This is a genomic window from Streptomyces sp. NBC_00572 (assembly GCF_026341815.1).
In the GTDB taxonomy this organism is placed as follows: domain Bacteria; phylum Actinomycetota; class Actinomycetes; order Streptomycetales; family Streptomycetaceae; genus Streptomyces.
Map to the genome: position 1 here is coordinate 4,724,925 of NZ_JAPENX010000001.1, position 14,399 is coordinate 4,739,323.

9 protein-coding genes are annotated in these 14,399 nt (G+C 72.1%); 4 read left to right on the forward strand and 5 right to left on the reverse strand.

Translation table 11 applies throughout. From position 1 onward, the window contains the following. Positions 1 to 180: 180 nt before the first annotated feature. From OG514_RS21960 to eccE, 3 genes are all read right to left on the reverse strand, one after another. Positions 181 to 3,588, reverse strand: coding sequence for an SCO5717 family growth-regulating ATPase (locus tag OG514_RS21960; RefSeq protein WP_266897316.1), 3,408 nt, complete (start codon positions 3,586 to 3,588; stop codon positions 181 to 183). 217 nt (positions 3,589 to 3,805) lie between these two features. After that, positions 3,806 to 4,633 carry a hypothetical protein gene (locus tag OG514_RS21965; protein WP_266897318.1) on the reverse strand — a complete coding sequence of 276 codons (828 nt, stop codon included), beginning with the start codon at positions 4,631 to 4,633 and terminating at the stop codon, positions 3,806 to 3,808. Then, positions 4,633 to 5,934 (reverse strand): type VII secretion protein EccE, encoded by a 1,302-nt coding sequence (gene eccE / locus OG514_RS21970; protein ID WP_266897320.1) that lies wholly within the window; start codon positions 5,932 to 5,934, stop codon positions 4,633 to 4,635. Before eccE ends, OG514_RS21965 begins: the two co-directional genes overlap by 1 nt. Positions 5,935 to 6,123: 189 nt before the next feature. Between eccE and eccB the strand changes: the two genes are divergently transcribed. The 4 genes from eccB (at position 6,124) to OG514_RS21990 (ending at position 9,864) form a co-directional block, all read left to right on the forward strand. Continuing rightward, on the forward strand, positions 6,124 to 7,677 hold the full coding sequence (gene eccB, locus OG514_RS21975; RefSeq protein ID WP_266897322.1) for a type VII secretion protein EccB: 1,554 nt from the start codon (positions 6,124 to 6,126) through the stop codon (positions 7,675 to 7,677). A 12-nt stretch (positions 7,678 to 7,689) separates the two neighbouring features. Then, a complete protein-coding gene (mycP, locus tag OG514_RS21980; protein ID WP_266897324.1) occupies positions 7,690 to 8,994 on the forward strand; it encodes a type VII secretion-associated serine protease mycosin in 1,305 nt (434 codons plus the stop codon). A gap of 190 nt (positions 8,995 to 9,184) precedes the next feature. After that, positions 9,185 to 9,520: a WXG100 family type VII secretion target gene (locus OG514_RS21985; RefSeq protein WP_266897326.1), complete on the forward strand. Its 336-nt coding sequence runs from the start codon at positions 9,185 to 9,187 to the stop codon at positions 9,518 to 9,520. A gap of 53 nt (positions 9,521 to 9,573) precedes the next feature. After that, positions 9,574 to 9,864 (forward strand): WXG100 family type VII secretion target, encoded by a 291-nt coding sequence (locus OG514_RS21990; protein WP_266897328.1) that lies wholly within the window; start codon positions 9,574 to 9,576, stop codon positions 9,862 to 9,864. 78 nt (positions 9,865 to 9,942) lie between these two features. Here the strand turns inward: OG514_RS21990 and OG514_RS21995 are convergent, their stop codons facing one another. Both OG514_RS21995 and eccCa read right to left on the reverse strand, forming a co-directional pair. Continuing rightward, positions 9,943 to 10,182, reverse strand: a complete 240-nt coding sequence (locus OG514_RS21995; protein ID WP_323181663.1) for a DUF397 domain-containing protein — start codon at positions 10,180 to 10,182, stop codon at positions 9,943 to 9,945. Positions 10,183 to 10,403: 221 nt separating this feature from the next. Next, a complete protein-coding gene (gene eccCa, locus OG514_RS22000; protein WP_266897332.1) occupies positions 10,404 to 14,372 on the reverse strand; it encodes a type VII secretion protein EccCa in 3,969 nt (1,322 codons plus the stop codon). Between the last annotated feature and the right edge of the window lie 27 nt (positions 14,373 to 14,399).

The following is a 14,399-nucleotide window of genomic DNA, read 5'->3' on the forward strand; positions in this document are numbered from 1 at the left end:
TGACCTCGCGTCGGGGGATCTGTCGTGGATCTTGGGCTGACGGTGAGTGAAGCGAAGGTTTATCAGCGGTGGTCTGCCGTCGTCAACGATCCCTCAAACCCCTTGTGGGCTGCGGGAATGCCAAGAGGCCCCGTACCGGTGAACCGGTACGGGGCCTCATTGGTCTACTCCTGTGACGCCTTACTGCTGAGGGGCTGGCGGAGCCTGCGGAGGCTGCTGCTGATGCCAGTTCGGCGGCGGGACCTGCCCCTGTCCCTGGTCATGGCCCTGACCCTGCCCCTGCGGCTGTCCCTGACCGTGATCCTGCGGGTCGGCCTGCGGAGGCAGCGGCTGGCCGGGCTGCGGCTGCTGCCAGCCCTGGGGCATGCCGGGCTGACCGGGAGGCGCGCCGTACGGCTGTCCGGGCGCGGGCTGTGCTCCATACGGCTGACCCGGCACGGGCTGGCCGGGCATCGGCTGACCGGGCATGGGCTGCGACCCGTACGGCTGTCCGGGCGCGGGCTGCGCGCCGTACGGCTGCCCCGGCGCCGGCTGCTGGCCGTAGGGCTGCTGCGGCGGGTACGGCTGACCGGGGACGGGCTGGCCGGGCGCCTGCTGACCGGGCATCGGCTGGGCCCCGAACGGCTGACCGGGCACGGGCTGACCGGGCGCGAACTGCCCCGGCAGCGGCTGACCGGGCATCGGCTGCCCCGGCGCCTGCTGACCGGGCATCGGCTGACCGGGCATCTGGTGGCCCGGCATCGGCGGGGCCATGTGCGGCGGCATCGCGCCCTGACTGTCGCCGGTCCACAGGCCCTGCACCTGCTGCGCCCGTACGAAGTCCTCGGCGACCATCGCCGAGAGGTGGAAGTACGCCTCCCGGGTCTTCGGCCGCATCATGTCGAGGTCCACCTCGGCGCCGGCCGACAGGTGCTCGTCGAAGGGCACGACCACGACACCGCGGCAGCGGGTCTGGAAGTGCTGCACGATGTCTTCGACCTTGATCATCTTGCCGGTCTCGCGGACCCCGGAGATGACCGTGATCGAGCGCTGCACCAGGTCCGCGTAACCGTGCGCGGAGAGCCAGTCCAGTGTCGTCGAGGCGCTGGACGCGCCGTCCACGGAGGGCGTGGAGATGATGATCAGCTGATCGGCGAGGTCGAGCACCCCGCGCATGGCGCTGTACAGCAGACCCGTGCCCGAGTCCGTGAGGATGATCGGGTACTGCTTGCCCAGGACGTCGATCGCCCGCCGGTAGTCCTCGTCGTTGAAGGTCGTCGAGACGGCCGGGTCCACGTCGTTGGCGAGGATCTCCAGACCGGACGGCGCCTGCGAGGTGAACCGGCGGATGTCCATGTACGAGTTCAGGTACGGGATCGCCTGCACCAGGTCACGGATGGTCGCCCCGGTCTCGCGCCGCACCCGGCGGCCCAGGGTTCCGGCGTCCGGGTTGGCGTCGATCGCCAGGATCTTGTCCTGCCGCTCGGTCGCCAGGGTCGCGCCCAGCGCGGTGGTCGTCGTGGTCTTGCCGACACCGCCCTTGAGCGAGATGACCGCGATCCGGTAGCAGGAGAGGACGGGGGTCCGGATCAGCTCCAGCTTGCGCTGCCGCTCCGCCTCCTCCTTCTTCCCGCCGAGCTTGAAGCGGGCGGCGGCGCCACCGGGCGTCCGGCTGGACTTGGGCTTCTGCTTGTTGTTCCGCAGGAGCCGGTCGGAGGACAGCTCGACCGCCGCGTTGTACCCGAGCGGGGCGCCCGGCACGGACCGCTCCCGCTGGTCGTGTGTCACGGGCGAGGGCCAGGCGGCCCCGGTCCGCGGATCGACGGGCTGCCCGTCGTGCGGGTACTGGGGGACCTGGGGGGCCTGGGCCTGCGGGGGTACGGCGGCGGGGTGCGGGTAGCCGTAACCGCCCTGGGCCTGCGGCGGCACGCCACCGGGAGCGCCGGGCTGCTGCGGGTAGCCGTAACCGGCCTGCTGCGGAGGCGTGCCGGGCTGCGGGAAGCCGTAGCCGCCCTGGGGAGCGGGGGCCTGCGGCTGGGGCTGGGGCTCCGGGGCCTGGGGGGCCTGGGGCGCCTGCGGGTAGCCGTAGGCGCCGGCCTGCTGCGGCTGCGGCTGGCCGGGCTGCGCCTGCTGGGCGTGCGGGTAGCCGTACGCGCCGGGCGTCTGGGGCTGCGGCTGCGCCTGCGGCGGTACGGGACCGGTGGCCTCGGGAGTCGCAGGCGCCGACCAGGCGGCGGGCGGCAACGGCGCGGCCTGGGGGGCCGGCTGGGCGCCCGGGCCCGGCTGCGCGGGCCACTGCTGGGCGGGCCCGGGAGCGGCCGGCTGGAAGGACGGCGGCAGCGGGGGCAACCCGGCACCGGCCTGCGGACCGGCGGCCGGGAAGGGCTGCTCGGGCGCGGGCGCGGCACCCGGGAAGGGGCCGGGAGCCGTACCGGGACCGAAGCCCTGCGGCGCGGCGTCGGTGGCCGACGGGTAGAGGGTGGGGGCCGGGGGCTCCGTCAGGGCTTCGGGAGCGGCGGGGAGGGCGTCCGGGGCCACGGAGTCGCGGGAGGCGTCCGCGGGTGCGGCGTCGGTGACCGCCGGGTCGGCGATCGGCGCATCGGTGGCCGACGCATCGGTGACCGCTGCGGAGTCCGTCATGGCGTCCCCGGCAGCCCCGGAGTCGTCCGCGTGCGCACTCGCCACGGCATCGGCGGCCGCCTCGGTCGCCGACTCGTCGTGGACCTCCGGCACGCCCGCGGAAGCGGGGCTCTCGGCGCCGCCGGAGCCCGTCTCGTCGGTCGCGTCGACCTGGGCGGACGCGCTGCCGTCCGCGCTCTCGGTGGGCTGCGCGGCGCTGTCGTCGGCGGTCCCGGTCGGCTCCCCGGCGGCGGACTCGGCCGGTGCGGGGGCGTCGACCTGCTCCTGGCCCTGGTCCGTCACGTCCGCGGCGCCGCCTTCGGGCGTCGCCGTGGCCGCGGTGGCCTCCGCCGTCCGCTCCGCGATCTCACGCTGGAGCGAGGCGGGGGAGAAGCGCATGGTCGCGCCGCTCTCGACGTTCCCGCCCCCGAACGGCGTCGCGGGCGCGGCCGCTTCGGGCGCAGGCGTGTGCGCCGGCCCCGGAGTGCCCGGCAGCGGGGCGGGCGGCGGGAAGGCACCCGGCACCGAAGCACCGGCAGCGGCGACCGGCCCCCCGACGACGGGAGGCGTGACGATCGGGGGCGTCATGGCGGGAGGTACGACAGCCGGAGGTACGGCCACCGGAGGCACCCCCGCCGGAGGCACTCCGTATCCGTCGACCGGAGGCGCACCCACGGCAGGTCCACCCGCCGCAGGAGTACCTGCCGCGGGCGTACCCCCCTGGGGCCCGCCCACCGGCGGAGCCGCCGCGTTCCAGCTCGGCTCGAAGCCGCTGCCCGCCGGGAGCCCCGGTACGGGGACCGGCGCTCCGCTCGGCGGCGGGGGAGTGGCACCGCCGGCGCCCGCACCGCCCGACGCGTTCTGCGTGTACCAGGCAGGCGGGGTGTAGTCGATGGTGAACTCACCCGTCATCTCGGCGGGATCCGCGTCGGACTGATCGTCGGCGGGCGGACTCCAACCCCCGCGGATCTCGTCGCGATCGCCGTTCACTTTGCCTCCTGGTGTGGTCGAGCACCCTTGTGCCTTTGTGGGCGGGGCTCTTCCACCCTAATCGGCGCGGGCAACCCCCGGGCAGGCCCGACGGCCCCTCCGCGCCCGTCCCCGTGACCCGGTTCGGTCACCAAGTGACCTGGCCGCGCCGCAGAGTGAGAACCCCGACCGTTCAAAACGATGCAAAAAGGGACGTACTTGAACGACTTCGTGCCGTTCAGTCCATCCGGCGCGCGCCGCCCAACAATCCGGTCTCGGCGTCGGTCCCCTGCGTCATGACGAACTGGCGGTCGCTCGGCGTACACCACAGCGTCACTCCGTCCGCGAGCGTGGACAGCGCCTCGTACTCGTGGCGGGGCAGGCTCATGATGCGGCCGATCTGCGCGGCCTCGTCGGGGGACACCCGCTGGACGCCGACGAGGGAGGACTTCTCCAGGAGCCGGGGCGCGACCGGACTCAAGTACGGCAGCAGCGTCACCACCGACTGCCAGGGCGCCGACACGACACGGCCGCGCGGCGGCCGCATGCCGCAGTCTCGGACCACGACCACCGGACTGCCCGCGGACGCGCCCTGCGGCGGCACGCGCCCCACGTCGTGCAGCGAGATGCACGGCTGCCCGCCGCCGGCGGCCTGCGCCAGCGCCGTCCAGGCCTGCGCGCGGCCGGTCTCGACCGCCACCCGGGCACCCGTCGCGGCGGCCCGGAGGGCCAGCACCTGCGCGGTCCACAGACCGCCGATGAGCGTGATGTCGTACGGAACGGGCCGGTTGATGCCGAGCACCGCCGGCCAGCTCTCGGCGTCGACGCCGATCACCATGCCGTCGTCGCCGACCGGCAGGGCCAGTGCTTCGAGTTGGTCGAGGGGGACGGCGTGCCGGTCGCGGCGCGGCCCGACGAGCCCGAAACCGAACCGGGGCTTCGTGGCGCGCCCCGTACCCCGGGAACCCGTCCCCCGGGAAGCGGACCTGCCGGACCTGCCGGAGCCGGCGGAATCGCCGGAACGAGCCGGTGTGCCGAAGGACGGAGAGGAAGCGGAGTGGGACATCAGCGCGCACCTCCCAGCGGAAGCGTCGCGAGCATGCCGGGAACCTGTTCACGGTCGAGTCGCACGAGTCCCGTCCTCACCCCGCGCGCCGCGCGCTCCAGTTCGTGCCGCGCGGCGACCAGTTCCTCGTCGCTGCGCCCGGTGATCCGTACGTGTCCGGCCACCGTCACCTCCTGCCGGTCCCCGCCGCTCAGCGTCAGGCTGAACGTCGTCGCGAGCGCGGGCAGCGAGGTCAGCAGGGCCACCAGCTGCGGCATCGAGGCCCCCGCGCCGCCCTGACCGCCGAGCTGGGGCCAGCGCCCCACCCAGTACGTCGTGTGCCGCCGGTCGTCCACCCGCCAGGTCCGCGCGGTCTCCTGGGTCCTGCGCCCCTGCGTCTGTCCCCGGCCGGCCTGCGCTATCGCCATCGGGCTGGCACAGGTCGAGGTGGCGAGCGCCGAGGTGAGTTCCTGCTCCGTCAGCACGCTCGCACTGAACCCGGCGCCCGCGAGCCGGCTGGCCAGCTGGTCCGCCGCGCGCACCACGCACTTCTGCGCGCCCGCGAGACCGCCACCGCGCGCGGCGACCGCCTCCGGGCAGAGTTCGGGGTCGAGTTTGAGCGCGATCCAGGTGATCCGTACGGCGGGCGAACCCGTCTGCGCCTGGAGCGGCCCGTAGTTGCGGGCGGCCATCGACTGCGCGGGCAGGTGCGGCGCGGGAGCGGGCTGCGTGTGCTGCACGATCTGCGCCGACTCCAGACGGATGCCGTCCACGCTCAGCACGTCACGGACGAGCCCGACGGGCAGCGGCCGCGCGCCGCGGTCCGGGCGCAGCGCCGTGCCGTCCGACTCGACCCGCAGCACGGCGGTCAGGAAGGTGCCGTCGCCGATCATGCCGACCGGTCGCCGGTCGCGGTCGCTGTACGCGTAGGTCCGCAGCGCCGGGTCGCACTCCACGACCGGAGCGAGTCCCGGCTCGGTGCCCTCCGGCACCGTGAACGAGGACGCCCGGCGGCTACGGGCCCGTAGCGCGAAGAACGTACCGAGCCACTCGGGCAGCGAGCGGCGGTGCCGGCGGACGACCGCGAGCAGGACGAGCACGACGGCGACGACGCCGGCGGGCGCGAGCAGCACCGGCTCGACGACCCAGGCGACAAGGAGCAGCGCCGCCGCCACCTCGACCAGTACGAGCTGTTGCAGTTGAAACGAACCGAAGTGTCCCGGGCGCGCCTGGAGCCTCGGTGAGACCGAGGAAACGGGTCCCGTGGACGGGGGTTCTGAAGTGGTGGCCGCGGCGGGCCGCGTCCGCGTCGCGGAAGCCATGATGGAGAATCCCCCTCAATTCATCCCGATCACCCTGGCCCGCCAGGGCTTTGGCGGCCGGATCACCCTACCCGCCCCACGAACCCCACGGGACAGCAGGCATAGTAGGGGGCCGGTCCGACGGCCGGGGCCAGGGTGTCACCTCCCTGGCTCCCGCGCGAAGATCGCGCCTGACGAGAATGGGGACTCATGGCATCGCGGCGGGATGAGCTCAACGCGTACACCTTTGCGAAGAAGCGCACGGTGGCGGCATTCCTCCAACCCTCGCCCTCCGGCACGGAGGAGGGGGCACCGAAGCCGCTGCGCGCGCTCGTTCCCGGGATGATCGTCGCCGCACTGGTCGTCGCGGGCTTCGGCGCCTGGGGCATGTTCAAGCCGCAGGCCCCCAAGAACTGGGACATGCCCGGCACCCGGGTCATCGTCGGCAAGCAGTCGACCACCCGGTACGTGGTCCTGCAGACCGGCAAGGGCAAGGACGCGAAGACACTGCTCCACCCGGTCCTCAACCTCGCCTCCGCGCGACTCCTCCTCAACCCCGACCAGTTCCAGGTCGTTCAGGTCTCCGACACGGAGCTGGACAAGGGCACACCCCCGCGCGGCCCGATCCTCGGCATCCCGTACGCCCCCGACCGGCTGCCCACCGCGGACGAGGCGGGGAAGCCCAAGCGCTGGGCGGTCTGCGAGCAGCCCGGTGGTGGCGCGGGCGCCAGCGTCCAGAAGGCGACCTTCGTCTTCGCCGAGCGGGACCTGAAGCTCACCCAGGACGACAACCGGCTCGACGACGGGGAGATCCTGTACGTCAAGGGGCAGAAGGGCGCGGCCCAGTTCCTCGTCGACCACACCGGCACCAAGTACCCGGTGAAGGCCGACTCCACCGGACTGCTCACCGCGCTCGTCGGCCTCGGCAGAGAGCCGCAGTCGGTCACCGACGACTGGCTCGCCACGCTGAACACCGGCGACGAGATCGACTTCCCGCGCATCAACAGCGGCGATGTCGGCCGCACCACCCAGATCCCCGGCGCCACCCTGACCGAGACCGAGAGCCGGATCGGCAACGTCCTCCTCGCGCCGACCGGCTCCGGGCCCCAGAACTACGTCGTACTCCCCGGCAAGGTGCAGCCGGTCACGCCGTTCACCGCCTGGCTGCTCATCAACGCCCCGCAGACCCGCTCGCTCGACATGGACGGCAAGGCCACTCCCGCCGACGCCTCCTCCTTCGTCCCGGACCCGACCGTCTTCAACGGCGGGGCGAAGTGGCCGAAGAAGCAGACGACCAAGGTCGTCAACTCCGTCACCGGAGTGGGTGCCCGCGACACCGTCTGCAGCGTCCTCACCGGCGTCGGCGAGAGGGGGCAGACGACCCTCACGACCTGGGCGGGCACCAAGTACCCGGCCGACATCACCGCGGGCGGCAGCAGCACGTACGTCACGCCCGGCACCGGTCTGCTCTACACCCAGATCCAGGGCAAGCAGAAGACGCCCGACGGCTCGCTGTTCCTCGTCACCGACACGGGCCTCCGCTACGCGGTCCAGGCCAACGGCGACAGCGACTCCGCCCGTTCCGAGATCGGCACCGGGGACAAGGAGAAGTCGGCCGACGGACGCCCGGAACCCAGCGACGCCCAGAAGCGTCTCGGCTACGAGAAGGTCGTGCCGGCGCGGATCCCCATCGAATGGTCCGAGTTCCTTTCGAAGGGTCCCCGGCTCGACGCCAACAGCGCGCGTCAGCCGCAGGGTTCCTAGGGGGTGGCACCGGTGACGAAGAACTCCCGCACGACGCTCCGCGCGGCGACCCGTACGCCGTCCCGCGCCGCGGCCCTCCTCGCCGCGGGCACCCTCGGCGCGCTCCTCGCCGCCCCGGGCGCGGCCTCGGCCGCCCAGTCCGTCCCGGAGCGCGGCGACGGCCCTGTCCTCGACGGCAGCGGCGAATGCACCTTCCCGATGAAGAAGCAGATCGCGGACACCCCCTGGCCGCTCCAGCGGGTCCTCCTCGACGAGCTGTGGCAGGACACCAAGGGCAAGGGCGTCAAGGTCGCGGTCATCGACACGGGCGTCGACGACGTCAACCCGCAGCTGCGGAGCGCCGTCGACCCCAAGCTGGGCAAGGACTACCTCAAGCCCGACAAGAAGAACCCCGGCTTCGGCGACGAGCAGCGCGGCAAGACCGACGGCACCGTCGACCAGGTCGGCCACGGCACCAAGGTCGCCGGCATCATCGCCGCCCGCCCCCGCAAGGGAACCGGCTTCGTCGGCCTCGCGCCGGAGGCGACGATCATCCCGATCCGTCAGAACGACGAGAAGAACAGCGGCAAGTCCGACACGATGGCGCAGGCCATCACGTGGGCCGTCGCCAAGGGCGCCCACGTCATCAACATCTCGCAGGACACCACCGAGCCGCTCACAGCGGATTCGGACATGGCCAAGGCGGTGGCCGAGGCGATCAAGAAGAACGTCGTCGTCGTCGCCTCCGCCGGCAACGACGGCATGGACGGCACCTTCAAGAAGACCTACCCGGCCGCCTTCCCCGGCGTCCTCGCCGTCGCCTCCTCCGACCGGAACAACGAGCGCGCCGCGTTCTCCCAGGCCGGCGACTTCGTGGGCGTCGCCGCCCCCGGCGTCGACGTCGTCTCCACGGTCCCCGGCGGCGGCCAGTGCGTCGACAACGGCACCAGCTTCTCCGCGCCGTACGTCGCCGGTGTCGCCGCCCTGCTCCGCGCCGAGCACGACGACTGGTCCGCGGCCCAGATCGTCGCCCGGATCGAGCAGACCGCCGTCCGCTCGGTCAACGGACGTGACAACTACGTCGGTTGGGGTGTCGTCGACCCGGTGCGGGCCCTGGCGGACGCCCCCGGGGCGCCGCCCACCGCGCCCACGCCCGACCCTCGCCCGCCCAAGCCGCCGGCTCCCGAGCCGGCCCGCCTGGCGCTGTCGGAGACGCCTCAGGAGCGCTCCGAACGGCTCGCCACCTACACGTTGGGGATCGGTGTCGTCCTGGTGGCCGTGGTCGCCGGGACCGCCACCGTGATCCGCGACAGCCGCCGCAGAAGGGGGGCACGTTGACCCGCGTAGAGGTCAAGTATCCCGACCCTCCTTTGCAGTTGGAACTGCCGCCGTCAATGGCTAAAGTGACCGCTGGGCGCACGGCAGTGCGATCCCAGCACGGGGGCGGCATCAGAAGATTCCCGTCCGCATCACGACCGGATGGCCCGATGGCCCAGCCGTCGACGTCACCGAAGGAAGAAGGGGCAAGATGTCGAAAGACCTGAACGTAACCAGTGCCGAACAAGTCAAGCTCGCCGGCCGGATCCAGGACTTCTCCGACGAGCTCCAGTCCCGCATCACCAACCTCAACGGCGTGGTCGACCGCGTCCAGGCGGGCTGGCAGGGCGCTGCGAGCAAGGAGTACGACCGGGTCCAGAACGACCTGAACCAGCGTCTGCGCAGCATGCGTGCCGAGCTCAGCAAGCTCGAGGAGATCATGCGCATGAGCGCCGACGGGTTCACGCAGGAGGAAGAGGACCGTCTGCGGTCCTTCAAGACCATGGACTCCAGCGGCGGCGGCCAGAGCGCCATCCTGGGCGTCTGAGCAGCCCGGTCCCCACAGTCCTCCGCGCCACTCTCACTTCAGGAGTCATCATCATGACCACTGCGGTCAATTACGACACCGTGACGCAGGCGGCGGCCGACACCCGCCTGACCTCCACCACGCTCACCCAGAAGCTCGACGACCTCATGGCCGAGGTCAACCGTGTCGCCTCCAACTGGGAAGGCGAGGCGAAGGTCGCCTACCGCGAGAGCCAGGACCGTCTGACCCGCGACATGGCCGGCATGAACCAGGACCTGGCACGCATCGCCCAGCTCCTCGACGAGTCGGTCATGGGCTACCAGGACACCGACAAGGGCAACGCCGCCCGGTTCCGCATGATGTGAGCGACTCTGCCGACCGGCAGAGACACGCGTGAGGGGGTGGCCCGTCCGACGGGTCACCCCCTCACGTGCGTCCGCGGGTCACCGCAGGTCGAACTCGCCGTCCCTGGCGCCGAGGACGAACGCGTCCCACTCGGCCTTCGTGTAACGCAGCACCGTCTCCTTGTCGAGGGACGAACGCATCGCCACCGCGCCCTCGGGGAGCCGGGCGATCTCCACCCGCTCCTCGTCCGGGCTCGTCCCGGGAGCGCCCTCCCACGCGACGCCGGAGATGTCGAGCGCGTACAGCTCGTCCTTCTGGCGCTGCTTCTCGGCGGCCAGAGCGCTGTCGGCTGCGCTGCCCGCGGCGCTGTCGGAGCTGCTCGTGCTGATGTCTGCGTCGGTCATCGGCGCGTTCCCTTCGCGGTGGTACGGCGGTCCCTCCCACAGTAGTGGGACCGCCGTACCCGATCAGCGGGAATTCCCGCGCCCGTCAGACCCGCTCCGTCAGTGCCGTTCCGTCGGACCTGCACTGACGGACCCGCCCTGACGGACCCGCTCCGTCAGTGCCGTTCCGGCAGCCAGCCCAGCTGGACCAGCGGCGTGCCCCGCTTCCGCGACACGAACGTGCCCCGGCCCGGAGGCATCGGCCGCGCCCGGACGTTGCCGAGGATGTCGCCCTCGCCCGGGTCGCCGGAGAGCAGCACGCCCTGCGCGCCCAGCTCCCTCATGCGCTGCATGAACGGCTCGTACATCGCCCGCGACGCGCCCGCGGCGCTGCGCGCCACGATGAACCGGATCCCGACGTCCCGCGCGAACGGCAGGTTCTCCACCAGGACCGCCAGCGGGTTCCCCGAGTTGGTGGCCACCAACTCGAAGTCGTCGACCAGGACGTACAGTTGCGGACCCGTCCACCAGCTGCGGTCCCGCAGCTGCTGCGGCGTGATGTCGGGCTTGGGCGCCCGCTTCGTCATCACCGTGTTGATGGCCTCCATGTGCATCTGCATGGCGGAGGCCATCGGCGCGTACTCCAGGAGGTGCGAGGGCGCGACCGCCTCCAGCATCGTGCGCCGGTAGTCACCCACCACGATCCGCGCCTGCTCCGGCGTGTACCGCTCGCACAGCTGCTTGGCGATGAGCCGGAGCAGCGCCGTCTTGCCGGACTCGCTCTCGCCGAAGACCAGGAAGAACGGGTCCGACTCGAAGTCGACGAACACCGGCTCCAGGTTCGTCTCGTCGATGCCGATCGCGATGCCGTGCTGCGGGTACTCGAAGCCCTTCGGCAGCCGCTCCGCCGGCAGCTTGCGCGGCAGCAGCCGCACCGCGGGGGCCGGGGCCCCCGTCCAGGACGCCTGCACCGACCGTACGAACGCCGACGTGCCGTCCGACAGGTCCACGGACGAGCTCGACCCGTCGATGCGCGGCAGCGCCCCCATGAAGTGGAGCTTCTCCGGCACCTGGCCGCGACCCGGCACGCCGGGCGGCACGTTCGCCGCGACCTTGCGGTCGAACTCGGAGTCCATGACGTCACCGAGCCGCAGTTCGAGCCGGCCCAGCATCTGGTCCTTGAGCGCCGCCCGCACCTCCATGTACCGGGAGGCGGTGATCACCACATGGATGCCGTAGCCCAGACCGCGCGCCGCGATGTCCGCGACGATCGGCTCCAGCGTGTCGTAGTCGTTGCGGAAACCGCCCCAGCCGTCCACGACCAGGAAGACGTCGCCCCAGGCCTCGCCCGGCAGTTCGCCCGCGGCCCGCTTGCGCCGGTAGGTGGCGATCGAGTCGATGGAGTTCGAGCGGAAGAACTCCTCCCGCCGGTTCAGCACGCCCATCACCTCGGCGACCGTACGCCGCACCCGCTCCGGGTCGAGCCGGGACGCGACCCCGCCGACATGCGGCAGATCGGCGAGCGAGACCATGCCGCCGCCACCGAAGTCCAGGCAGTAGAACTGCACCTCGGCCGGGGTGTGGGTGAGCGCGAACGACGAGATGAGCGTCCGCATCATCGTCGACTTGCCGGACTGCGGACCGCCGACCACCATCATGTGACCGGCCGCACCCGAGAAGTCCCGGTACAGGACCTCACGCCGCTGCTCGAACGGCTTGTCGATGAGGCCGAGCGGCACCGTGAGCCCGCCCTGACGCGTGTACTCCGTCGCCGTGAGCCCCCGGTCCGCGGTCTGCGCCAGACCCGGAAGCAGCTGGTCGAGCGAGGGCGCCTGGTCGAGCGGCGGCAGCCACACCTGGTGCGCCGGCACGCCCTGACCCTCCAGACGGCGCACGATCACGTCGAGGACGGTGTCCGCGAGCGCGTCGTCCTCCTCCGCCCGCTGCGCCGTGAGGTACGCCGGGTCCGGTGCCGCGTACACCACCGGCACCGGCGCCGCCGTGAACACCGCGGGACGCCGCTCCACCGGCAGCTGTCCGATCTCCAGACGCGGCCCGCCGGTCCGGTACGTCCCCGAGACGTACGCCGCCTTGAAGCGGGTCATCTCGTCCGTACCGAACTTCAGATAGCCCGAACCGGGCACCGACGGCAGGTGGTACGCGTCCGGCACACCGATCGCCGTCCGCGACTCCGCGGCCGAGAACGTCCGCAGACCGATCCGGTACGAGAGGTACGTGTCCAGGCCGCGCAGCTTGCCCTCCTCCAGGCGCTGCGACGCGAGGAGCAGATGCACACCCAGGGAGCGGCCGATGCGGCCGATCTGGATGAACATGTCGATGAAGTCCGGCTTGGCGGTGAGGAGCTCGGAGAACTCGTCGATGACCAGGACGAGCGAGGCCAGCGGTTCGAGCGGGGCACCCGCCGCACGTGCCTTCTCGTAGTCGTGGATGTTGGCGTAGTTGCCCGCCGACCGCAGCAGCTCCTGGCGCCGCTGCAGCTCGCCGCGGATCGCGTCGCCCATGCGGTCGACCAGCGTCAGGTCGTCGGACAGGTTGGTGATGACCGCCGCCACGTGCGGCATCTGCGACATGCCCGCGAAGGTCGCGCCGCCCTTGAAGTCCGCGAGGACGAAGTTCAGCGTCTCCGAGGAGTGCGTCACCGCGAGACCGAGGACCAGCGTCCGCAGCAGCTCCGACTTTCCGGAACCGGTGGCGCCCACGCACAGACCGTGCGGGCCCATGCCCTCCTGCGCGGCCTCCTTGAGGTCCAGCATGACCGGCTGGCCGTCCTCGCCGACACCGATCGGCACCCGGAGCCGTTCGGCCACCGAGCGGGGCCGCCAGGTCCGTGCCACGTCCACCGAGGCGGCGTCGCCCAGGTTCAGCAGATCCGTGAAGTCCAGATTGGCGAGCAGCGGCTCGTCGTCGTCCCCGCCGCCCATCCGCAGCGGCGCCAGCTGGCGCGCCAGGGCCTCCGCCGCGGGCAGCGAGATGCCGTCCGGCAGCCCCTCGTACGCGAAGCCGCCTCCCGACTCCAGCCGCAGCCGGCCCGGCCGAACCACCACCGAGAGACCGCCGCGCGGCTCGTCGAGGTCGCCGGAGACCACCTCGACGATCGTCACGCCCTGGAGGCCCTCGGCCGCCGCGAGCAGGGAGTCCGGCGGCACCATGCCACCGCGCGTCGAATCGGAGTCCAGGACCACGACCACGTGCGGCTGGTCGAGGACCGGCTGGTTCTCCCGGGAGAACCGCGGCCGCCCGTCCAGCTTCGAGCGGATCAACTGCTCCAGTTCATTGAGGTCGTCGCCGAACAGGCGCTTCGTGCCCGCCCCGTCGACCTGCCCCGGCACCTGGGTGTGCGGCAGCCACTTCGTCCAGTCCCAGCGCTCCTGCGCGGGCCGCGTCGCGACCACGGCGAGCATCAGGTCGTCGGGGGAGTGCAGGGTCACCAGCTGCGACACCAGGGCACGCGCCGTCGCCTGCGCCGACTCCGCGTCACCCGACACCGTCACGTGGTAGAACGCCCGCATCGAGACCGCCATCGGCAGCCCGTCCAGGGTGCCGTGCACCGCGAGGAACTGCTGCATGGCACCCGCGCACAGCGGCTCCAGCTCGTCCACCGGAGCCGTGTCCGGCGCCACCAGCGGCGTCGCCAACTGCTGCGCCCCCAGCCCGATCCGCGCCTGCCCGAAGTCATGGTCGCCGACCCGGCGCTCCCACACCCGCGAGCCCTCGGCCACGACCGACCACAACTGCTCGGGGGAGGGGTGCAGATACAGCTGCGCGTCCCGCTGCTTGCGGGCCGTGCGCCGCACCGTACGACGGGTCTGCGCGAGGTATTTGAGGTAGTCGCGGCGGACATCTGACATTTGCCCCTGCGTACCGCGACGGAATCTGACGAACTGGGCGACGGCCATAGCGACCGTCGACACCAGCATCAGCGTGCCCATGATCTTCATGATCGCCGACGGCGTCATGAAGAAGAACACGACCGAGGAGCCCATGCCGAGCATCGGCAGGAGCTGCATCAACGCCGACTCCTGCTGTCCCCGCGGGAGTTCCGGCGGAGACTCCAGGATCAGTTCCTCACCGGGCACTTCCGGCGGAAGTGACCTCGGCGGGCGTTTGACGACGATCTGGCTCACCGGCGCATCAATCCCTCGTTGGAGGCG

Excerpts from the sequence above, each read along its gene's own strand:
- eccB (WP_266897322.1), top strand. The coding sequence starts at position 6,124 with ATGGCATCGCGGCGGGATGAGCTCAACGCGTACACCTTTGCGAAGAAG.
- OG514_RS21965 (WP_266897318.1), bottom strand. The coding sequence starts at position 4,633 with ATGTCCCACTCCGCTTCCTCTCCGTCCTTCGGCACACCGGCTCGTTCC.
- OG514_RS21990 (WP_266897328.1), top strand. The coding sequence starts at position 9,574 with ATGACCACTGCGGTCAATTACGACACCGTGACGCAGGCGGCGGCCGAC.
- eccE (WP_266897320.1), bottom strand. The coding sequence starts at position 5,934 with ATGGCTTCCGCGACGCGGACGCGGCCCGCCGCGGCCACCACTTCAGAA.
- OG514_RS21985 (WP_266897326.1), top strand. The coding sequence starts at position 9,185 with ATGTCGAAAGACCTGAACGTAACCAGTGCCGAACAAGTCAAGCTCGCC.